This window comes from Enterobacter cloacae complex sp. P2B, assembly GCF_014895985.1.
Taxonomy (GTDB): domain Bacteria; phylum Pseudomonadota; class Gammaproteobacteria; order Enterobacterales; family Enterobacteriaceae; genus Enterobacter; species Enterobacter bugandensis.
The window spans coordinates 22,220-44,027 of the sequence record NZ_JADBQQ010000019.1; the positions used below are offsets into that span (position 1 = coordinate 22,220).

The 21,808-nt window shown below is 56.5% G+C and carries 19 protein-coding genes and 1 other RNA gene; 6 read left to right on the forward strand and 14 right to left on the reverse strand.

Annotated features, from left to right (window positions below):
- Positions 1 to 236: 236 nt before the first annotated feature.
- The 4 genes from ubiI to IM313_RS16920 are packed head-to-tail and all read right to left on the reverse strand — an operon-like array spanning position 237 to position 4,550.
- Complete coding sequence (gene ubiI / locus IM313_RS16905) at positions 237 to 1,439, reverse strand: FAD-dependent 2-octaprenylphenol hydroxylase (RefSeq protein ID WP_045629982.1); 1,203 nt, start codon at positions 1,437 to 1,439, stop codon at positions 237 to 239.
- Between the two features lie 12 nt (positions 1,440 to 1,451).
- Positions 1,452 to 2,630, reverse strand: a complete 1,179-nt coding sequence (ubiH, locus tag IM313_RS16910; protein ID WP_192971650.1) for a 2-octaprenyl-6-methoxyphenyl hydroxylase — start codon at positions 2,628 to 2,630, stop codon at positions 1,452 to 1,454.
- Positions 2,627 to 3,940: a Xaa-Pro aminopeptidase gene (gene pepP, locus IM313_RS16915; RefSeq protein WP_028014332.1), complete on the reverse strand. Its 1,314-nt coding sequence runs from the start codon at positions 3,938 to 3,940 to the stop codon at positions 2,627 to 2,629. Before pepP ends, ubiH begins: the two co-directional genes overlap by 4 nt.
- A 31-nt stretch (positions 3,941 to 3,971) precedes the next feature.
- Positions 3,972 to 4,550, reverse strand: a complete 579-nt coding sequence (locus IM313_RS16920) for a YecA family protein (protein ID WP_028014333.1) — start codon at positions 4,548 to 4,550, stop codon at positions 3,972 to 3,974.
- 167 nt (positions 4,551 to 4,717) lie between these two features.
- Between IM313_RS16920 and zapA the strand changes: the two genes are divergently transcribed.
- The 3 genes from zapA (at position 4,718) to IM313_RS16935 (ending at position 5,893) form a co-directional block, all read left to right on the forward strand.
- A complete protein-coding gene (zapA, locus tag IM313_RS16925; protein WP_006811891.1) occupies positions 4,718 to 5,047 on the forward strand; it encodes a cell division protein ZapA in 330 nt (109 codons plus the stop codon).
- A 41-nt stretch (positions 5,048 to 5,088) separates the two neighbouring features.
- A non-coding RNA gene (gene ssrS, locus IM313_RS16930) (6S RNA) lies at positions 5,089 to 5,272 on the forward strand.
- Positions 5,273 to 5,296: 24 nt separating this feature from the next.
- Positions 5,297 to 5,893: a 5-formyltetrahydrofolate cyclo-ligase gene (locus IM313_RS16935; protein ID WP_192971649.1), complete on the forward strand. Its 597-nt coding sequence runs from the start codon at positions 5,297 to 5,299 to the stop codon at positions 5,891 to 5,893.
- A gap of 96 nt (positions 5,894 to 5,989) precedes the next feature.
- Here IM313_RS16935 and serA read toward each other — a convergent pair whose 3' ends face one another.
- Both serA and rpiA read right to left on the reverse strand, forming a co-directional pair.
- The gene (gene serA, locus IM313_RS16940) at positions 5,990 to 7,222 is read right to left on the reverse strand and encodes a phosphoglycerate dehydrogenase (protein ID WP_041908347.1); all 1,233 of its coding nucleotides are present in this window, start codon (positions 7,220 to 7,222) and stop codon (positions 5,990 to 5,992) included.
- 266 nt (positions 7,223 to 7,488) lie between these two features.
- Entirely contained in the window at positions 7,489 to 8,148 is a 660-nt protein-coding gene (gene rpiA, locus IM313_RS16945) for a ribose-5-phosphate isomerase RpiA (protein ID WP_003860091.1), read from the reverse strand.
- Positions 8,149 to 8,275: 127 nt separating this feature from the next.
- On the opposite strand from rpiA, the gene argP reads away from it, so the two are divergent.
- Positions 8,276 to 9,169 carry a DNA-binding transcriptional regulator ArgP gene (argP, locus tag IM313_RS16950; protein WP_003860089.1) on the forward strand — a complete coding sequence of 298 codons (894 nt, stop codon included), beginning with the start codon at positions 8,276 to 8,278 and terminating at the stop codon, positions 9,167 to 9,169.
- A gap of 43 nt (positions 9,170 to 9,212) precedes the next feature.
- Here the strand turns inward: argP and IM313_RS16955 are convergent, their stop codons facing one another.
- The 7 genes from IM313_RS16955 to tkt all read right to left on the reverse strand — a co-directional run bounded on the left by IM313_RS16955 (position 9,213) and on the right by tkt (position 17,580).
- Positions 9,213 to 9,944, reverse strand: coding sequence for an oxidative stress defense protein (locus tag IM313_RS16955; RefSeq protein ID WP_028014336.1), 732 nt, complete (start codon positions 9,942 to 9,944; stop codon positions 9,213 to 9,215).
- A gap of 92 nt (positions 9,945 to 10,036) precedes the next feature.
- Complete coding sequence (argO, locus tag IM313_RS16960; RefSeq protein WP_047367435.1) at positions 10,037 to 10,672, reverse strand: arginine exporter ArgO; 636 nt, start codon at positions 10,670 to 10,672, stop codon at positions 10,037 to 10,039.
- Between the two features lie 145 nt (positions 10,673 to 10,817).
- Entirely contained in the window at positions 10,818 to 11,672 is an 855-nt protein-coding gene (gene mscS, locus IM313_RS16965; protein WP_003860082.1) for a small-conductance mechanosensitive channel MscS, read from the reverse strand.
- 186 nt (positions 11,673 to 11,858) lie between these two features.
- Positions 11,859 to 12,938, reverse strand: coding sequence for a class II fructose-bisphosphate aldolase (fbaA, locus tag IM313_RS16970; RefSeq protein WP_008499731.1), 1,080 nt, complete (start codon positions 12,936 to 12,938; stop codon positions 11,859 to 11,861).
- Positions 12,939 to 13,030: 92 nt separating this feature from the next.
- Positions 13,031 to 14,194 (reverse strand): phosphoglycerate kinase, encoded by a 1,164-nt coding sequence (gene pgk / locus IM313_RS16975; RefSeq protein WP_028014337.1) that lies wholly within the window; start codon positions 14,192 to 14,194, stop codon positions 13,031 to 13,033.
- 49 nt (positions 14,195 to 14,243) lie between these two features.
- Positions 14,244 to 15,263: an erythrose-4-phosphate dehydrogenase gene (gene epd, locus IM313_RS16980; RefSeq protein WP_192971648.1), complete on the reverse strand. Its 1,020-nt coding sequence runs from the start codon at positions 15,261 to 15,263 to the stop codon at positions 14,244 to 14,246.
- A gap of 325 nt (positions 15,264 to 15,588) precedes the next feature.
- Positions 15,589 to 17,580 carry a transketolase gene (gene tkt / locus IM313_RS16985; protein WP_041908344.1) on the reverse strand — a complete coding sequence of 664 codons (1,992 nt, stop codon included), beginning with the start codon at positions 17,578 to 17,580 and terminating at the stop codon, positions 15,589 to 15,591.
- 271 nt (positions 17,581 to 17,851) lie between these two features.
- Here tkt and IM313_RS16990 point away from each other — a divergent pair, with 271 nt between their 5' ends.
- Positions 17,852 to 18,610 (forward strand): M48 family metallopeptidase, encoded by a 759-nt coding sequence (locus tag IM313_RS16990; RefSeq protein WP_192971647.1) that lies wholly within the window; start codon positions 17,852 to 17,854, stop codon positions 18,608 to 18,610.
- A 210-nt stretch (positions 18,611 to 18,820) separates the two neighbouring features.
- Positions 18,821 to 20,089, forward strand: coding sequence for an OprD family outer membrane porin (locus tag IM313_RS16995; protein WP_192971646.1), 1,269 nt, complete (start codon positions 18,821 to 18,823; stop codon positions 20,087 to 20,089).
- Positions 20,090 to 20,165: 76 nt separating this feature from the next.
- On the opposite strand, the gene IM313_RS17000 is transcribed toward IM313_RS16995, so the two are convergent.
- Positions 20,166 to 21,806, reverse strand: a complete 1,641-nt coding sequence (locus IM313_RS17000; protein ID WP_192971645.1) for a thiamine pyrophosphate-binding protein — start codon at positions 21,804 to 21,806, stop codon at positions 20,166 to 20,168.
- Positions 21,807 to 21,808 lie beyond the last annotated feature (2 nt).

Genomic DNA, 21,808 nt, shown 5'->3' on the forward strand with positions numbered 1-21,808 from the left:
GCCTACAGAGTTATTCACTGGAAAAATGCGATTAACCCCGCACAAAATTAACAATGATCTAACAGGATTTAGCACATGGTGATATTTCGTGCGGAAAAACGGGCCGAATTTCCGTCACGTAAAAATCACGACATGAGAATAACTAATGCGAAAAATGGCGTGGAATTAGAATATTTCAAACGAGGGGATTTCCCCGACGCAGAGGCCGGGAAAATAAAGTGTGACGGGGATCGAGGTTAGCGTAACCAGTCGGGAAGATCGTTAAGACCCATTGCCTGACGAAGAAGTTGAGGTTTGACGCCGGGAAGGGTGTCGGCCAGCTTGAGGCCGATATCGCGCAGCAGTTTTTTCGCCGGATTTGCCCCGGCAAACAGCTCGCGGAAGCCCTGCATTCCTGCCAGCATCATCGCCGCACTGTGCTTGCGGCTGCGCTCGTAGCGACGCAGATACAGATGCTGGCCGATATCTTTACCCTCACGGTGCAGGCGACGCAGTTCTTCCACCAGTTCCGCCGCGTCCATAAAGCCGAGGTTAACGCCCTGCCCGGCCAGCGGATGAATGGTATGGGCAGCATCCCCCACCAGCGCCAGACGGTGCGCGGCAAACTGACGCGCGTAGCGGCCGGTTAACGGGAAAACCAGCCGCTCGCTTTCAAGCGTGCACAGGCCAAGGCGATTATCAAACGCCACGCACAGCGCCTGGTTAAAGGCCTCCGGCGTCGCATCCTGCATCTGCTGCGCTTTCTCCGGCACCAAGGACCAGACTATCGAGCACAGGTGCGGATCGGCAAGCGGCAGGAACGCCAGTATGCCGTCGTTGTGGAAAATCTGCCGCGCAACGCCGCCGTGCGGCTCTTCAGTACGGATCGTTGCCACCATCGCATGATGGCGGTAATCCCAGTACGTTAGCGGGATATCAGCCTTGTTGCGCAGCCAGGAGTTAGCGCCGTCGGCACCGACCACCAGACGCGCGGTCAGCATGTCGCCGCTTTGCAGGGTGATAAACGCCTCGTTTTCGCCCCATGCCACCTGCTGGATCTGCGCAGGCGCAATTAGCGTCACGTCGCTGCACTGCTCTGCTTTCTGCCACAGCGCGTGGTGGATCACCGCATTCTCTATGATATGCCCCAGATGGCTATAGCCCATGCTTTCATCATCAAAGGCAATATGGCCAAAGCTGTCTTTGTCCCACACTTCCATGCCGTGATAGCAGCTGGCGCGCTGGGCGACGATATCTGACCAGACGCCGAGACGCGTCAAAAGCTTTTCGCTGGCCGCGTTAATCGCCGACACGCGGAGTTCCGGCGGGGCATCTGATGCGACAGGCTGGGGCTGCTTTTGCTCCAGCACGGCCACGCGCAGGCCGCTGCCCTGTAATCCACAGGCCAGCGCCAGTCCAACCATTCCGCCGCCAACGATGGCAACATCAACATTTTGCACAGTGATAACTCCTTAACGCGCGACCCAACCCAGGGTCCGCTGCGCCAGCACGTCACGTGCCGGAATGAACAGTTCCATCGCCATCAGCCCGAGGTTGCGACCAACAACCAGCGGCGCCCAGCGATTGGCAAAGAGATGGACTAAACCATCAGTGACGCCAATTGTCGCCTCTTTATCGGCCTGACGTCGCGTCTGGTAATGGCTTAGCACCGGGTAAGCGCCACAGTCTTTTTGTTCGCTCCACGCCTGCGAAAGCGTTTCGGCCAGGCTCATCACATCCCGTAGGCCAAGGTTAAAGCCCTGACCGGCGATGGGGTGGAGGGTTTGCGCCGCGTTGCCGACCAGCGCCACGCGGTGAGAAACAGACTGTGATGCCGTGGTTAACGACAGTGGATAGACCGCACGTTTCCCGGCATGGGTAATACGCCCCAGCCGCCAGCCAAAGGCTTTCTGCAGCTCGGTACAAAAACGTTCGTCGGACCAGGATTTAACCTCTTCGGCCTTTTCCTGCGGGTGGCACCAGACCAGCGAGCAGCGCCCGCCCGTCATCGGCAGCATCGCCAGCGGGCCGTGCTGGATGAAGCGCTCAAACGCCCGGCCGTTGTGTTCTGCTGCGGTCGAGACGTTCGCGATGACCGCGACCTGCCCGTAAGGCTGCTGCCGCCACTCTACGCCGCACTGGGTGCCGAGCGCCGAGCGCGACCCGTCAGCCGCCACCAAAAGCTGTCCTTCAAGCACGGTGCCATTCTCCAGCGTTACGCTGACCTCGTCTTCACTGCGGGTGAAGCTGGCAACGCGTGCCGGGCAGTGCAGCGTGACGCCCGGCGCGTCCTGCAACAGGCGGAACAGGCGCAGGCCAATATCGTGCAGTTCAACGACCTGACCCAGCGCGTCAATACGGTAATCATGGGCATCCAGCGTCACAAACCCGGCATGACCGCGATCGCTCACGTGCACGGTATTAATGGCGGTAGCGCAATCGGCGATGGCCTGCCAGATGCCAATGCGGGATAGCTGCTGGCAGGTGCCCTGCGCCAGGGCAATGGCGCGGGAATCAAACCCAGGGTGATTCTTCGCCTGCGGCGCGACGGCTTCAACCAGATGCACCGGAAGCTGCCCCTTCGTCAAATGCGAGATGGCTAACGCCAGCGTGGCGCCGGTCATGCCGCCACCAACGATAATCACGCTCATACGCGCGCCGCTGCCATCAGCGCCTCGATATCGTCCGCTTTTTTCACCACGCTCGCGGTCAGGTTTTCGTTGCCGGTTTCGGTGATGACGATGTCGTCTTCAATACGAATGCCAATTCCGCGGTATTCCTCTGGCACGTCGGCATCCGGCGCGATGTACAGGCCCGGCTCGACGGTCAGCACCATGCCCGGTTCAAGCACGCGCGAACGTTCAGGGCCGTACGCGCCCACGTCGTGCACGTCCAGCCCCAGCCAGTGGCTCAGGCCGTGCATAAAGTACGGGCGGTGAGCATTCTCGGTAATCAGGGTATCGACATCCCCTTTGAGGATCCCAAGCTTAACCAGCCCGGTAATCATGATGCGCACCACCTCACCGGTCACCTCCTGAATGGAGGTGCCCGGGCGATACAGCGTCAGCGCCGTCTCGAGAGATTCGAGAACGATGTCATAAATCGCCCGCTGCGCTGGCGAAAACTTGCCGTTCACCGGGAAGGTACGCGTGATGTCGCCGGCGTAGCCCTGATATTCGCAACCGGCGTCAATCAGCACCAGATCGCCGTCGCGCAGCGCGCTTTCGTTTTCTGTGTAGTGCAGAATGCAGCCGTTTTCCCCGCCGCCAACGATGGTGTTGTAGGAGGGATAACGCGCGCCGTGGCGGTTAAATTCGTGGTGAATTTCGCCTTCCAGCTGGTATTCAAACATTCCGGGACGACATTTTTCCATCGCGCGGGTGTGCGCCAGGGCGCTGATTTCGCCCGCACGGCGCAGCACGTTCAGCTCTTCTTCAGATTTGAACAGACGCATCTCGTGCACCACCGGACGCCAGTCCGTGAGGGTGGCGGGCGCGGACAGGTTCTGCCGCGAGCCTTTACGCAGTTTTTCCAGCGCGTTGAAAACAATCTCATCGGCGTAGGCGTATTCGCCCTGCGCGTGATAGAGCACGTCGAGGCCATTAAGCAGCTGATAGAGCTGCTGGTTGATTTCGCTAAACGCCAGCGCGCGGTCAACGCCCAGCTTTTCCGGGGCGGCCTCTTGCCCTAAGCGGCGGCCAAACCAGATCTCAGCGGTTAAGTCTCGTACGCGGTTGAAAATCACGCTGTGGTTGTGGGTGTCATTGCTCTTAATCAGCACCAGCACCGCTTCCGGCTCGTTGAAGCCGGTGAAGTACCAGAAATCGCTGCTCTGGCGATAGGGGTATTCGCTGTCGGCGCTGCGCGTCACTTCCGGCGCGGCAAAAATCAGCGCCGCGCTTCCCGGCTGCATGTTTGCCAGCAGCGCCTGACGACGGCGCAAATACTCTTGTTGCGAGATAACCATGACACCCTCCTGTGCGTTATTTTTCTTAATGTAAGGTTGGCTTGCGAACTTCCGGCGCGGTCGGCTGCGAGCGCGTAAAGTTGTCGTGGCACAGCAGCGCCGCCACGCGCACGTACTCGATGATCTCTTCGAGAGACATTTCCAGCTCTTCCTGATCTTCCTCTTCATCGTAGCCAAGCTGGGCGATGTTGCGCAGATCGTCAATCGCTTCACCCGCTTCGCCGGTGACTTTATCAAGCTTAGGCTGGGTGACGCCCAGGCCAAGCAGATAGTGGTTTACCCACCCCGCGAGCGCATCGGCGCGATCGAAGACGCTGACATCGTCGCCTTCAGGCAGATAAAGCTGAAAAAGGAAGCCATCGTCTTCCAGCGAATCGCTGGTTGCCGCGTGCATTTTTCGCAGCGCTTCCGCCAGTTCGTGGCCAAACGCCAGCCCTTCGTTGGTGAGGTCGTGGATCAGCGGCTGCCATGAGCTGTCGCTGTTTCCGCCGCACAGTATGCCGCTGATCAGACCGTGCATTTCGGCAGGGGTAAGACCGACTCCCTGCTGGTTCAGTAACTGGTTTAAATCCTTGTAACCAGGCATTTCGTTCTGTATAGACATACGCATTCGTCATCAAAGGGAGGATATTCATGATATGCTACCACTTTGGACCCTGGTGATACCAGAAAAGGGCTTGTATCTTCACATCAGGGTAGCTATAGTGTCGCCCCTTCGCAGCCCCCGGGGCAGTAAGCGAAGGCAGCGCAGTCAATCAGCAGGAAGGTGGCATGTCTGCACAACCCGTCGATCTCCAGATTTTTGGCCGTTCACTGCGAGTGAATTGTCCGCCTGAACAAAGGGATGCTTTGAATCAGGCTGCGGACGATTTGAATCAGCGGTTGCAAGATCTAAAAGAACGCACTAGAGTCACAAATACTGAGCAGCTGGTTTTCATCGCCGCGTTGAACATCAGCTATGAACTGACTCAGGAAAAAGCGAAGACCCGCGATTACGCGGCTAGCATGGAGCAGCGCATTAAAATGCTCCAGCAGACCATTGAACAGGCGTTGCTTGATCAAGGTCGCAATCCCGAAAGACCGGGACCAAAGTTTGAATAACACTTCGCAGTTGACTATGGTAGAGTAACTGTGAAGACAAAATTTCTCTGAGATGTTTGCAAGCGGGCCAGTCCCCTGAGCCGATATTTCATACCACAAGAATGTGGCGCTCCATGGTTGGTGAGCATGCTCGGTTCGTCCGAGAAGCCTTAAAACTATGACGACACATTCACCTTGAACCAAGGGTTCAAGGGTTACAGCCTGCGGCGGCATCTCGGAGATTCCCTCTCTCTTCTTCTACCGACTACCATGACTCAATTCCCTGAAGTTTCTGCTTCACGCCAGGATATCCGTCAGCTCATTCGCCAGCGTCGTCGCGCCCTGACGCCTGAACAACAAGCACACTTTGCGCAGCAAGCCGCTGCCCGCATGATGGCCTATCCGCCCGTGGTGATGGCAAACACCGTCGCGCTCTTTCTCTCGTTTGACGGCGAACTGGACACACAGCCGCTTATCGACCAGCTCTGGCGCGCCGGGAAAAAAGTTTACCTGCCGGTACTGCATCCGTTCAGCCGGGGCAATCTGCTGTTTCTGCACTACCATCCGCACAGCGAGCTGGTGGTGAATCGTCTGAAAATTACCGAGCCGAAACTCGACGTGCGCGACGTATTACCGCTGTCACAGCTGGACGTGCTGATTACGCCGCTGGTGGCGTTTGATGAACAGGGCCAGCGATTAGGCATGGGCGGGGGGTTCTATGACAGAACGCTGCAAAACTGGCAGCAGTATGGGTTGCAGCCGGTAGGGTATGCGCATGATTGCCAGGCTGTAGAAGCCTTGCCGGTGGAGAAATGGGATGTGCCGCTGCCGGCGGTGGTGACGCCCAGCAAAATCTGGGTCTGGTAGAATAAAGCCGGGTGGCGCTTACGCTTACCCGGCCAACAAAAACTCAACGTAGGTCGGGTAAGGCGTAGCAGCCACCCGACACCACAGATCGCACCATCAGTACAACAGACGCGCGCGAATCGTTCCCGGAATGGCCTTCATGCTCTGCAACGCTTTTTCAGCCACGTCTTCATCCGCTTCGATATCAATGACCACATAGCCCATCTGCGAGTTGGTCTGCAGATACTGGGCGGCAATGTTGACGCTCTGCTCGGCAAAAATCTGGTTAATTGCGGTCAGCACGCCAGGACGGTTTTCGTGGATGTGCAGCAGACGACGACCGCCGTGCAGCGGCAGAGACACTTCCGGGAAGTTCACAGCAGAGAGCGTAGAACCGTTGTCGGAGTATTTGCTCAGCTTACCCGCCACTTCCAGACCAATATTCTCCTGCGCTTCCTGAGTAGAACCGCCGATGTGCGGCGTCAGGATCACGTTGTCGAATTCGCACAGCGGAGAGTTAAACGGATCGCTGTTGGTGGCCGGTTCCGTCGGGAACACGTCGATGGCCGCCCCCGCCAGATGCTTACGCTTCAGCGCATCGCACAACGCAGGGATATCGACCACCGTACCACGCGCGGCGTTGATCAGCAGAGATCCCGGTTTCATCAGCGCTAGCTCTTCCGCGCCCATCATGTTTTTGGTGGAGGCGTTTTCCGGCACGTGCAGGCTGACCACGTCGCTCATGTTCAGCAGGTCAGACAGATGCTGTACCTGCGTCGCGTTACCCAGCGGCAGCTTGCTTTCGATATCGTAGAAGTAGACGTGCATCCCCAGCGATTCCGCCAGGATCCCCAGTTGGGTACCGATGTGGCCGTAGCCGATGATACCCAGCTTTTTACCACGGGCTTCGTATGAGCCCGCGGCCAGTTTGTTCCACACGCCGCGGTGCGCTTTGGCGTTAGCTTCCGGGATACCGCGCAGCAGCAGCAGCAGCTCGCCAATTACCAGCTCCGCCACGGAACGGGTGTTAGAGAACGGGGCGTTAAAGACCGGGATACCGCGTTTTGCGGCAGCGTTCAGGTCGACCTGGTTGGTGCCGATGCAGAAACAGCCAATAGCAACCAGCTTTTCTGCCGCGGCAATCACGTCTTCAGTCAGGTGGGTACGGGATCGCAGGCCAATGAAGTGGGCATCACGGATGGCGGCTTTCAGCTCTTCCGTGTCCAGCGCGCCTTTGTGAAATTCGATGTTGGTGTAACCCGCCGCACGAAGGCTATCAAGCGCTTTCTGATGCACGCCCTCGACCAGCAGGAATTTAATCTTGTCTTTCTCCAGTGATACCTTTGCCATTTCCCCGACCCTGTTTTTATCTGAACTGATGTTGTGCTGGATTGAAATCCGCTGTAGCCAACATATCAAAAAAAACTATTGCAGCAATATGAACGTTTGCGTCGGCACTCTGAAGAAAAGTCATACAGGGCAAAATGACAGAGTAAAATGCTGAGGAAATTTACAAACGTGGCAGGATCGGCAAAAGAGGCGGAAAAGCGTGACACAAGTCACCAAATTTAGCTTTTCAAAAATTTTTTAGCGGGGGGAGCACTCCCCCCATCAGATCATTTTACGATGGTTTTCACACCGTCAGCCGTACCGATCAGCGCCACATCCGCGCCGCGGTTGGCAAATAACCCTACGGTGACGACGCCTGGAATGCCGTTGATGGCGTTTTCCAGCGCAATCGCGTCGAGAATCTCCAGACCGTGAACATCGAGGATGACGTTACCGTTGTCGGTGACCACGCCCTGACGGTATTCCGGACGGCCGCCCAGCTTCACCAGCTGACGGGCAACCGCACTGCGCGCCATCGGGATCACTTCAACCGGCAGCGGGAAATTACCCAGAATGTCGACCTGCTTGGAGGCATCCGCGATGCAGATGAACTTGTCCGCCACGGAGGCGATGATCTTTTCACGGGTCAGCGCCGCGCCGCCGCCTTTGATCATCTGCATATGGCCGTTGATTTCATCCGCGCCATCAACGTAAATGCCCAGACGATCCACTTCGTTGAGATCGAAAACGGTAATGCCGAGGCTTTTCAGCTTTTCCGTGGACGCATCGGAGCTGGAAACCGCGCCCTCGATCTGCCCCTTCATCGTGCCCAGTGCATCGATAAAGTGCGCCGCCGTTGACCCCGTACCAACACCGACAATGGTCCCTGGCTGTACGTACTGGAGAGCGGCCCATCCTACTGCTTTTTTCAGTTCATCCTGCGTCATGATCGTTTTGCCTGTGGTGTGAAAACTCAGGGCGCATTATAGAACACGTCGAATGGATTTCGTCTGTCAGGAAGGGAAAATTGTGTCATAGTGCAGATTAAGCAAAATTTAGGAGCCAGCCAGAGCAATGAAACGTCCGGACTACAGAACACTACAGGCACTTGATGCAGTTATTCGTGAACGCGGCTTTGAGCGCGCAGCGCAAAAGCTGTGCATCACCCAGTCCGCCGTATCACAACGTATCAAACAGCTTGAAAACATGTTCGGGCAGCCGCTGCTGGTGCGTACCGTACCGCCGCGCCCAACGGAGCAAGGTCAAAAGCTTCTCGCCCTGCTGCGTCAGGTTGAACTGCTGGAAGACGAGTGGCTGGGTGACGAACAAACGGGTTCCACGCCGCTGCTGCTCTCGCTGGCGGTGAACGCCGACAGTCTGGCGACCTGGCTGCTGCCGGCTCTTGCGCCGGTGCTGGCCGACTCCCCTATCCGCCTGAATCTTCAGGTCGAAGATGAAACCCGCACCCAGGAGCGCCTGCGTCGCGGCGAAGTGGTTGGGGCGGTCAGTATCCAGCCTCAGGCCCTGCCAAGCTGTCTTGTCGATCAGCTGGGCGCGCTCGACTACCTGTTTGTCGGTTCAAAAGCCTTTGCGGAGCGCTACTTCCCGAATGGCGTCACCCGCGCCGCGCTGCTGAAAGCCCCTGCCGTGGCGTTCGACCATCTGGACGATATGCACCAGGCGTTTTTGCAGCAAAACTTCGATCTGCCGCCGGGCAGCGTGCCGTGTCATATCGTTAACTCGTCCGAAGCCTTTGTGCAGCTGGCGCGTCAGGGCACCACCTGTTGCATGATCCCGCATTTACAGATTGAGAAAGAGTTGAAAAGCGGTGAGCTGATTGACCTGACGCCGGGGCTGTATCAGCGCCGGATGCTCTACTGGCACCGTTTTGCGCCGGAAAGCCGCATGATGCGCAACGTGACTGATGCGCTGCTGGCATTTGGACATAAGGTGTTGAGACAGGATTAAAATGAAAAGCCGGGTGGCGGCTACGCCTTACCCGGCTTATTGATTATTGTGCAGGTTTCGGCTGTGCTGCAACGGGTTCCAGCTGGAACACCACATCAACCTGATCGTCGAACTGAATCGTTGGCTGCTCGTAGGTTTCCTGAGCAGAAACCGGCGCGGCGTCCGCCTTCATCATCCGAACCATCGGGCTTGGCTGGTAGTTAGAGACGTGGTAACGCACGCTGTATACCGGGCCAAGCTTGCTCTTGAAGCCAGACGCCAGCTGTTCCGCCTGATGAATGGCATCATCAATCGCCGCTTTACGCGCTTCGTCTTTGTATTTCTCCGGTTGCGCAACGCCCAGCGACACGGAACGGATTTCGTTCAGGCCGGCCTTCAGCGCGCCGTCCAGCAGAGAGTTCAGCTTGTCCAGCTGACGCACGGTCACTTCCACAGTGCGCACGGCGCGATAGCCTTTCAGGATACTTTTGCCGTTCTGGTAGTCGTAATCGGGCTGGGTACGCAGGTTCGCAGAGCTGATGTCTTTTTTAGCAACACCGTTCTGTTCCAGGAAAGAGAGATATTGCGCAACACGATCGTCTGCCTGTTTTTTGGCGGAAGCGGCATCTTTCGCCGCCACATTCACTTCAATTGCGAGGGTTGCAACATCCGGTACCGCGTCCACGCTTGCGGTGCCTGACGTGACGATGTGCGGGCCATCCGGCAGTTCACTTGCCTGCGCCGACACCGCACCGAAACTTACTAATGCCGCGAGGGCCATCACTTTAAACTTCACTGTCATTCCTCCATGTTGCGAAGAGTGCCCTAACAACAGGGCTCATGCCAGCAAGCTTAGCGGGTCTTGCTCAGTTGTCCATAAGACAAGGATTAGTTGAACAATTCCTGGACGTGGTGAATGCCCTCTTTTGCCAGCTGAAAAGCAATAAACCACATCACCAGCCCCACCAGGGTATTAATAATGCGCTGGGCTTTGGCAGTCCGCAGACGAGGCGCCAGCCATGCCGCCAGAATGGCGAGACCGAAGAACCAGAGGAAAGAGGCGCTGACCGTGCCGAGCGCAAACCAGCGTTTCGGCTCAACGTCCAGCTGTCCGCCCAGGCTGCCCAGCACTACGAAGGTGTCGAGGTAGACGTGCGGATTTAGCCAGGTGACCGCCAGCATGGTGACGATAATCTTCCAGCGGCCCTGCTTCATCACTTCGGCACTTGCCAGCTCAATGTTGCTGCTCATCGCCGTTTTCAGGGCACCGAATCCGTACCACAGCAGAAACGCCACGCCGCCCCAGGTCACCAGCGCCAGCAGCCAGGGGGACTGCATCAGCAGCGCGCTGCCGCCAAAAATGCCGGCGCAAATCAGCAGCAGATCGCTCACCGCGCACAGCAGGGCAATCATCAGATGATACTGGCGGCGAATGCCCTGATTCATCACGAAGGCGTTTTGCGGGCCGAGCGGAAGGATCATGGCCGCACCTAAGGCAAGCCCTTGAAAATAATAAGATAGCATGACGATTTTCTCGCAGTGTTGTTCTGGAGGCTGACTATACTGCGCGAATCACATTAGAGGAAATGGATAATATTAATTGGGTATTAGCGGAGCTTATGAAAGTAAAGCCCGGTGGCGCGAGCGCTTACCGGGCCTACGGGTGACGTTATTCTGCTTCTTTGACTTTTTTGACGTTTACGTCCATCTGCGGGTAAGGGAAGCTGATGCCGTTGGCGTCGAAATCGCGCTTGATGCGCTCCAGCACATCCCAGTAAACGTTTTGCAGATCGCTGCTTTTGCTCCAGATACGTACCACGAAGTTAATAGAGGAAGCACCCAGTTCGTTCAGGCGAACCGTCTGCTCGCGGTCCTTCAGAATGCGGTCGTCAGAGGCGATGATATTTGCGATCAGCGACTTCACCTGATCGATATCGGAATCATACGCCACGCTGATGATGAGCTCGTTACGACGCACCGGCTCGCGGGAGAAGTTAATGATATTGCCCGCAATGATTTTCCCGTTCGGTACCACCACAATACGACCATCGACGGTACGCAGGGTGGTAGAGAAAATCTGTACCTGCAACACGGTACCGGCGATGCCGCCAAGGTCAACATATTCACCGGAGCGGAACGGACGGAAAGTCACCAGCAGTACGCCCGCCGCCAGGTTTGAAAGCGAGCCCTGCAGTGCCAGACCAATGGCCAGACCGGCGGCACCAAGAACGGCAATCACGGAGGCGGTTTGCACCCCAACACGGCCCAGCGCGGCAATCAGCGTGAAGGCGATAATGCCGTAGCGCACCAGTGCGGAGAGGAAGTCAGCCACCGTGGCGTCAATGTGTCGCGCGACCATCACACGGTTGACGGCGTTCGACACGATACGCGCCACGATCATCCCGACGATGATGATGGCAATCGCCGCGACAATGTTCACGGCATAGCTCAGCAGCAGGGCCTGGTTGCGCACCAGCCAGTTGCCGGCGTTATTGATGCTGTCTACAACATCGAGTTGTTCCATTTATTCTTCCTTTTGTTAAACCAAAACACAAAATCCATCCCCCATGGAGACAGGCAGGTCAGTAAAGGGTAAACAAAAAGCACCGGCTTTGCCAAACAGATCACAAAAACAGGTATTGCAGGATATTGAAAAAGCATAAAAAAAGGCCCGCATTTGCGGGCCTTCTGATGCTGTTAGCAGCTCAAATTACAGAACGTCGATCGCGTTCAGTTCTTTGAAAGCCTGCTCCAGACGGGTCACCATGGACGTCTGAGCAGCGCGCAGCCATACGCGTGGATCGTAGTATTTCTTGTTCGGCTGGTCTTCGCCTTTCGGGTTGCCCAGCTGGCCCTGCAGGTAAGCTTCGTTCGCTTTGTAGTACTGCAGAATACCGTCCCAGGTTGCCCACTGGGTGTCGGTATCGATGTTCATTTTCACTACGCCGTAGCTTACGGAGTCTTTGATTTCCTGAGCAGAAGAACCGGAACCGCCGTGGAAGACGAAGTTCAGGCTGTTGTGCGGCAGGTTGTGTTTCTTGGAAACGTATTCCTGAGAATCGCGCAGGATGGTCGGGGTCAGAACCACGTTACCTGGCTTATAAACGCCGTGCACGTTACCGAAGGACGCTGCAATGGTGAAGCGTGGGCTGATTTTGCTCAGCTCGGTGTAAGCGTAATCAACGTCTTCTGGCTGGGTGTACAGGGCAGAAGCGTCCATGTGGCTGTTGTCCACGCCGTCTTCTTCACCCCCGGTGCAACCCAGTTCGATTTCCAGGGTCATGTCCATTTTGGCCATGCGCGCCAGGTACTTAGAGCAGATCTCGATGTTTTCGTGCAGTGACTCTTCAGACAGGTCGATCATGTGAGAAGAGAACAGTGGCTTACCGGTTGCCGCGAAGTGTTTTTCACCCGCGTCCAGCAGACCGTCGATCCACGGCAGCAGTTTCTTCGCGCAGTGGTCAGTGTGCAGGATAACTGGAACACCGTAGTGTTCAGCCATCTGGTGAACGTGGTGCGCACCAGAGATAGCACCCAGGATAGCAGCACCCTGAGGAATGTCAGTTTTCACGCCTTTACCTGCGATGAACGCAGCGCCGCCGTTAGAGAACTGAACGATAACCGGTGCTTTAACTTTTGCAGCGGTTTCCAGTACGGCGTTGATGGAGTCGGTACCTACGCAGTTAACTGCTGGCAGAGCGAAGTTGTTTTCTTTAGCTACCTGGAACACTTTCTGTACGTCATCACCAGTGATAACGCCAGGTTTTACGAAATCAAAAATTTTAGACATGTTGCTTAGTCCTGTATCTTCGGCCGTTAGAAAAGGTGCGAGCTCTTAAAAGCGCGCTGAAAATTGGGCAGGTTTCCCTGCCCTTGAATGGCTTACTTCTTAGCGCGCTCTTCGAGCATTGCTACTGCTGGCAGTACTTTGCCTTCCACGAATTCGAGGAATGCGCCGCCACCAGTGGAGATGTAGGAGATCTTGTCAGCGATACCGAACAGGTCGATTGCTGCCAGGGTGTCACCACCGCCTGCGATAGAGAACGCTTCGCTGTCTGCGATTGCGTTAGCCACGATTTCAGTCCCTTTGCGGAAGTTCGGGAATTCGAACACGCCAACAGGACCGTTCCACAGGATAGTTTTTGCGTTTTTCAGGATTTCAGCCAGTTTCTGTGCAGAAACGTCGCCCAGGTCCAGAATCTGCTCTTCGTCTTTGATGTCGTTTACAGATTTCAGGGTCGCGGTTGCGGTTTCGGAGAACTCGGTCGCCACGCGAACGTCAGTTGGAACCGGGATATCACAGGTACCCAGCAGGCGTTTGGCTTCGTCAACCAGGTCTGCTTCGTACAGGGATTTACCCACGTTGTGGCCCTGAGCGGCAACGAAGGTGTTCGCGATACCACCGCCCACGATCAGCTGGTCAGCGATTTTAGACAGGGAATCCAGAACGGTCAGTTTGGTAGACACTTTAGAACCACCAACGATAGCGACCATTGGGCGAGCAGGTTCTTTCAGTGCTTTACCCAGTGCTTCCAGTTCGTCAGCCAGCAGAGGACCCGCACACGCGACGTCTGCGAATTTACCGATACCGTGGGTAGATGCCTGCGCACGGTGCGCAGTACCGAATGCATCCATCACGAATACGTCGCACAGTGCAGCGTATTTTTTGGACAGGGTTTCGTCGTCTTTCTTTTCGCCTTTGTTGAAGCGAACGTTTTCCAGAACAACCAGCTCACCTTCGGCAACGTCTACGCCGTCCAGGTAATCTTTCACCAGGCGAACCGGGTTGGACAGTTTGTCTTTCAGGTAATTAACAACCGGCAGCAGAGAGAACTCTTCGTTGTACTCGCCTTCAGTTGGACGGCCCAGGTGGGAGGTGACCATCACTTTAGCGCCCTGCTTCAGAGCCAGTTCAATGGTTGGCAGAGATGCACGGATACGCGCGTCGCTGGTCACTTTGCCATCTTTAACCGGTACGTTCAGATCGGCACGGATGAAAACGCGTTTACCTGCCAGATCCAGATCGGTCATCTTAATTACAGACATGGTGAATCCTCTCGTTGATTCTTAAAGTTTTGCAAGCGCAAGGTGCGCTCTACCTGAAACCTTTTGCGGCCATGGCTAACGTGGTGTCGAGCATTCGGTTAGCAAAGCCCCATTCGTTATCACACCAGACCAGCGTCTTGATAAGGTGCGCACCACTGACTCGCGTCTGCGTGCCATCCACGATGGCGCTGTGCGGGTCGTGGTTAAAATCTACTGAGACCAACGGTAATTCCGTATAGTCAACTATACCATGAAATGCTCCCTGTGCCGCTTTTTGCAGCAACAGGTTGACTTCACAGGCTTTTACCGGTTTTTTCACCGTCACGCTGAGGTCGATTGCGGTGACGTTTATCGTCGGAACACGCACGGCAATCGCTTCGAAACGGTCATTAAACTGCGGGAAAATTCGGGTGATCCCTGCAGCCAGTTTCGTGTCCACCGGGATGATTGACTGGCTCGCCGCGCGAGTGCGTCGTAAATCCGGGTGATAGGCGTCGATAACCTGCTGATCGTGCATGGCGGAGTGAATCGTGGTTACGGTGCCGGATTCAATGCCATACGCATCGTCTAACAGTTTGATGACCGGAATAATGCAGTTGGTGGTGCAGGAGGCGTTGGAAACAATGCGGTGCTCGGCTTGCAGCTCATGCTGGTTGACGCCAAACACGACGGTCGCGTCGAGGTCGTGACTGCCGGGATGAGAAAACAGGACTTTCTTCGCGCCTGCTCTCAGATGCGCTTCGCCGTGTTCGCGGTTGCCATACACACCGGTACAGTCAAGCACGACATCCACACCCAGTTCACGCCAGGGTAGCCCGGAAATGATGTTCTCATGCAGCACACGAATAGCGTCATCACCCACAAAAAGCTGATCTCTTTCCTGGCGCACATCCCAGGCGAAGCGTCCGTGGCTGGTGTCATACTTCAATAAATGCGCCATGCCAGCAGCATCCGCCAGTTCATTGATTGCCACCACGGTGATTTCCGCCCGACGTCCGGATTCATACAAAGCACGAACCACATTACGCCCGATGCGACCGAAGCCATTAATCGCTACGCGTACGGTCATAGATCTCCTGCAAAGCAATCCCTGAGTTTGAGGTGGCTGAAAGAGTAATCCAGCGACGCCCGAAGGGGAATCTTTGCTATCACAAACTGCGATTGATTGGTCAATTGTCGAACATTTAATCGACTGAAACGCTTCAGCAAGAATAAGCGAATCGGGGAATAAAAGGAATGTCTGTCCAGATGAATAAGCGAGCTATATGACTTGCGTCACATTTTCGTTGGAATAATGACGCAAAAAAAGCCGGGTAAGCGCTAGCGCTTACCCGGCCTACTTTTGAGCCATTTGTAGGCCCGGTCAGCGTAAGCGCCACCGGGCAAAACGGCGATTACAGCAGTTCTTTCGCCTTAGCGACCACGTTCTCAACGGTGAAGCCGAACTCTTCGAACAGCTGTTCTGCCGGAGCAGACTCACCGAAGGTGGTCATACCGACGATAGCGCCGTTCAGACCCACGTATTTGAACCAGTAGTCAGCAATACCCGCTTCCACCGCCACGCGAGCGGAAACCGCTTTAGGCAGTACAGATTCACGGTAAGCCGCATCCTGCTTGTCGAACGCATCGGTAGACGGCATGGAGACCACGCGCGCCTTCACGCCTTCGGCAGTCAGTTTTTCCCATGCTGCTACAGCCAGTTCAACTTCAGAACCGGTCGCGATGAAGATCAGCTCAGGCTGGCCCGCGCAATCTTTCAGCACGTAGCCACCGCGGGCGATGTTTGCCAGCTGCTCAGGGGTACGCTCCTGCTGCGCCAGGTTCTGACGGGAGAGGATCAGCGCGGTCGGGCCGTCCTGACGCTCAACGCCGTATTTCCACGCCACCGCAGATTCAACCTGGTCACATGGACGCCATGTGCTCATGTTCGGGGTTACGCGCAGGGAAGCTACCTGCTCTACCGGCTGGTGAGTTGGACCATCTTCGCCCAGACCGATGGAGTCATGGGTGTAGACCATCACCTGACGCTGTTTCATCAGCGCAGCCATACGCACGGCGTTACGTGCATATTCCACGAACATCAGGAAGGTAGAGGTGTATGGCAGGAAACCACCGTGCAGAGCGATACCGTTCGCGATAGCGGTCATACCGAATTCACGTACACCGTAATGGATGTAGTTACCGGCAGTGTCTTCATTGATTGGCTTAGAACCAGACCACAGGGTCAGGTTAGAAGGCGCCAGGTCAGCGGAGCCGCCCAGGAATTCTGGAAGCAGCGGACCGAACGCTTCAATCGCATTCTGAGATGCTTTACGGCTGGCGATTTTAGACGGGTTCGCCTGCAGCTTCGCGATGAATTCGTTGGCTTTCGCGTCGAAGTCAGACGGCATATCGCCTTTCATACGACGGGTGAATTCAGCCGCTTCCTGTGGGAACGCCTTCGCATAGGCAGCGAATTTCTCGTTCCAGGCCGCTTCTTTCGCCTGGCCCACTTCTTTAGCATCCCACTGAGCATAGATCTCAGACGGGATTTCGAAGGCAGGGTGTTTCCAGCCCAGTGCTTCACGGGTCAGTGCGATTTCCGCGTCGCCCAGCGGTGCGCCGTGGGAGTCATGGGTGCCCGCTTTGTTCGGAGAACCGAAGCCGATGATGGTTTTGCACATCAGCAGGGACGGTTTGTCGGTGACTGCGCGAGCTTCTTCTACTGCACGTTTAATCGAGTCAGCATCGTGGCCGTCAACACCACGCACAACGTGCCAGCCGTAGGCTTCGAAACGTGCGGCGGTGTCGTCAGTGAACCAGCCTTCAACGTGACCGTCGATGGAGATACCGTTGTCGTCGTAGAACGCCACCAGTTTGCCCAGCTTCAAGGTACCAGCCAGGGAGCACACTTCGTGAGAAATGCCTTCCATCATGCAGCCGTCGCCCAGGAAAGCGTAGGTGAAGTGGTCAACGATGTCATGGCCAGGACGGTTGAACTGCGCCGCCAGGGTCTTCTCGGCAATCGCCATACCCACAGCGTTAGCAATGCCCTGACCCAGCGGGCCGGTGGTGGTTTCTACGCCAGCGGTGTAGCCCACTTCCGGGTGACCTGGAGTTTTGGAGTGCAGCTGACGGAAGTTTTTCAGCTCTTCGATTGGCAGATCGTAGCCGGTGAGGTGCAGCAGGCTGTAGATCAGCATAGAGCCGTGGCCGTTAGACAGCACGAAACGGTCGCGGTCAGCCCATGCCGGGTTCTGCGGGTTGTGGTTAAGGAAATCACGCCACAGGACTTCGGCGATATCAGCCATACCCATAGGGGCACCCGGGTGGCCGGATTTGGCTTTCTGTACTGCGTCCATGCTCAGCGCACGAATAGCATTAGCAAGCTCTTTACGTGAGGACATTTTAACTCCAGATCGGACTGTTAAAGGCCATGCCCTTGACGACAGCGCGTTTTGGGCTACGCCGGAAAAAAGTGCCAACAATGTAACCCAAGCCGCAGGGCATGTACATGGACCATTCTTTTGCAGCTTAAGAAATCTCTGGATCATGCTCGCATGTTGCGCAATCTGCTCGCCCGCGCCTGTAGATATTCCTTATACTTATCCCGCCCCGGCTTCGTTGCGGGGGCACTTTTCGGATTTTATTCAGTTTAACGAGTACGGAAGCAACCTCATGAAAATGCATGCAATAGTGCTGGCCCTGGGTACAACGCTCGTGCTGAGCGGCTGTCAGAATATGGACTCTAACGGCCTGATGACCTCAGGTGCAGAAGTCTTTCAGGCCTACTCCCTGAGCGACGCGCAGGTTAAAGCGCTGAGCGATCAGGCCTGTAAAGATATGGACGGAAAAGCCACGCTTGCGCCGGCTGACAGTACCTACACACAGCGTCTGAATAAGATTGCTTCCGCGCTCGGCGATAACATCAACGGCCAGCCGGTGAACTACAAGGTTTACATGGCGAAAGACGTCAACGCCTTCGCGATGGCCAACGGCTGTATCCGCGTCTACAGCGGGCTGATGGATATGATGACCGACAACGAAGTGGAAGCGGTTATCGGCCATGAAATGGGTCACGTTGCGCTCGGCCACGTGAAGAAAGGGATGCAGGTAGCCTTAGGCACCAACGCCATTCGCGCGGCGGCGGCCTCTGCGGGCGGCATCGTTGGCAGCCTGTCCCAGTCGCAGCTTGGTGACGTAGGTGAAAAACTGGTTAACTCCCAGTTCTCGCAGCGTCAGGAGTCCGAAGCGGACGACTACTCCTACGATCTGTTGCGCAAACGCGGTATTAATCCATCCGGTTTAGCCACCAGCTTCGAAAAGCTGGCAAAACTGGAAGCGGGTCGCCAGAGCTCCATGTTTGACGATCACCCGGCCTCAGAAGCGCGCGCGCAGCATATTCGCGACCGAATGGCCGCTGACGGAATTAAATAATTTTGGAAGGAGGCAATTTTGCCTCCTTTTTATTTCGCATGAATTGCTAACTAAATCGCACGTATCGGTAACACCTCTGAAAGCCCCGTCAAATCTACCCTTTCCGGCTGAAACGTCTGGTCACATATTTATTGCAATCGTTAATCTTTCCGGTAATTATCAAACGCGCAGTAATTCAATTTAATATATTAAGACAGAGACGTTCCCTCCGTGAAAAAAGAATTATCGTTAATTGCTTTAAGTTTATTCGCCGCATTACCCGCCGCTGCAAGCCAGCAATCTGACAGCAAGGGTTTTATCGACGACAGTCATTTAGACCTGTTTTTACGCAATGCGTATATCAGCCGTGACTACCATCAGGGCCAGCAGGATAAAGCCGAATGGGGTCAGGGCATCATCGCCACCTTTGAATCCGGCTATACCGAAGGGCTGGTGGGCTTTGGCGTGGACGGCATCGCGCAGTACGGCGTGCGCCTGGACGGCGGTCGCGGCAAGAGCGGCGCGGGCGGTATCGACTTCTTTAAACAGGAAGACGATGGCCGGGCCAAATCCGATTTAGCGAAATTTGGCGCTACCGCCAAAATGCGGATCTCGAATACCGTGCTGAGCTACGGTAACCAGCGTCCTGAACTGCCTATCGTTAACGCCGACAGCTCCCGCCTGCTGTTTGAAAGCTACACCGGTGCCATGCTGACCTCGAAAGAGCTCGACGGCCTGGAAGTGAACGCCGGTTATTTCACCGACGAGCAGCGTAAAAGCGACGACCGCCACGACAGCGGCCTGAAAAGCCTGACTTTCGGTGGCGCAAGCTACCAGTTCAACGACCAGTTCAGCGGCGCGCTATACGCCTCTCATAACGAAGAGGTGATGAACAAACAGTACCTGGGGCTGAATTACAAACAGCCGTTCAGCACCGGGCAGCAGCTGGTGCTCGACTTTAACGGCTATAACTCGCGTCTGGATCAGGGCTACGCTGACAGCCTCGACACGGGCCGCAGCAACACCATCTGGAGCCTGGCGGCGAGCTACATCTGGGATATTCACACGTTCAAAGTGGCGTACCAGCAGAGCAGCGGCAGCACCGGCTATAACTACGGCGGCTATCGCGACAAGGGCGGCGTGGGTGACGGCGGCAACACCATCTGGCTGGCGAACTCCTACTGGTCTGACTTTAACGGTGAAGACGAGCGCTCATGGCAGGCATCCTACGGCCTGGACTTCGGCGGACTCGGCCTGCCGGGCCTGAGCTGGACCACCGCCTACGTGCGCGGCGACAACATTAAGACGTCTGAAACCAGCAACGGCAAAGAGCACGAGTGGTTTAACCAGATCCAGTACCAGGTGCAGGACGGCCCGGCGAAAGATCTGAAGCTGAAACTGCGCTACTCCGTGCTGCGCGTCTCCAGCAACGCCAGCGACTATAACGTGGGCGGGGACGAGATCCGCGCTTACGTGGAATACCCGTTTAACGTGTTCTGATAAAACAAGCCGGGTGGCGGCTTCGCCTTACCCGGACTACTGTTTTCTCCCTCTCCCCGTGGGAGAGGGAAAACAGCTAGTAAAGCGTTTTCTGCGGCGGCCCGGCAAACTTCAGCGCGCCAATCTGACCCATCCGCACTTCCACTACCGACGGTCCCGGCATCGCCAGCGCCTCCGTCATCACGGCTTCAAAATCCTCTGCCCGCTCAACGCTCCACGCCTGCAGGCCAATTGCCTGTGCCAGCAGGGTAAAGTCCGGCGTATGCAGTTCGTTATAATACTGTCGCCCGCCGAAGTACTTATCCTGAATGCCGCGCATCACGCCGTAGCCCCCGTCGTTCATGATCAGCAGCGTCACGTTGGCTTTCTCCTGCGCCAGCGTCGCCAGCTCGCCTAAATTCAGGCTCAGGCCACCGTCGCCCACCAGCCCCACCACCTTACGCTGTGGGTTAGCAATCGCGGTACCAATCGCCATTGGCAGCCCCATGCCAATCGCCCCGGCCAGAGAGTGAATGTTCATCAGCGGGCCGTTAGCCCTGAACAGGCGGCTGCCCCACAGGCTGCCGGAAACGGTGATATCGCGCACCAGCAGGCCGTCCTGCGGCAGGGCTTTTTCAATGGCGTCGTTGAGCTTCGCATAGGCGCCGCACTGCTCGCGCAGGCCCTGTTCAGCCTGCGAGACCACCAGCTGCACCTGCGCGTCCCACTGGGCGTTGCCCCACTCGCGGCCCTGCGCTTTTTCAGCCAGCGCGCCAAGCAGCGCTGAACAGTCGGCTATCAGCGTGTTATCCATCAGATAGTTACGGCTAGCCGCCGCCGGGTCGATATCTATCTGCACGCGTGGAGACGGCAACTCCAGCGTCCAGGAGCGGGTTTCGTTGCTGCGCAGGCGTGAACCGGCGACCAGCGTAAAATCACACTGCGCAATCAGCGCCTCTACCGACGGCGAATTGTGGAACGCCCGCAGGCTGGCACGATGGTCGTCCGGCAGCACGCCGCGCGCGTGGGTGCTGGAGATCACCGTCACGCCCGCATCCGCCAGTTTTTTCACCGCGTCAGCGCTTCCCAGCGCCCCGCCGCCCAGCCACAGCAGCGGCTGTTTAGCCTGCCTGAGCTGCGCCCATAAAGCATCCACGATCGCGGGATCCACGGCTGCAACCGAAGCTGGTTTCACCGGTGCGGTCACCAGAGACAGCGGAATTTTAGCTCCCTGAATATCAATCGGGATTTCCACGGAGACCGGCCCGCACGGCGGCGTCTGCGCCTCCTGAATCGCTTTATGCAGAATCGCTATCGCCTGGCTGGCATTGCTGATGCGGTACGCCCGTTTTGAACTGGCCTTCAGGAAGGTCAGTTGGTCGCGAGTTTCATGGATAAAACCGGTGTCGGCATCCAGCCAGGCCTTTTCAACCTGTCCGGTTAAATGCAGCAGCGGCGTGCAGGCGTTCATCGCCTCCACCAGCGCGCCTACCGCGTTCCCCGCCCCCGCGCCGGTGCTGGTCAGCGCCACGCCGAGGCCGGAAAACCGCCCGTGGGCGTCGGCCATGGTGACGGAACCCGCCTCGCCGCGCGCGGGCACGAAGCGGATTTTGCCCCGCTGCCCTATCGCGTCCGCGATCGGCAGGTTGTGAATGGAGATGACGCCGTAGATGGCCTCAACCTGATACTGCTCCAGCGTTCTGGCGATGGCGTCGCCGACGGTTATCATTTCGCTCATTG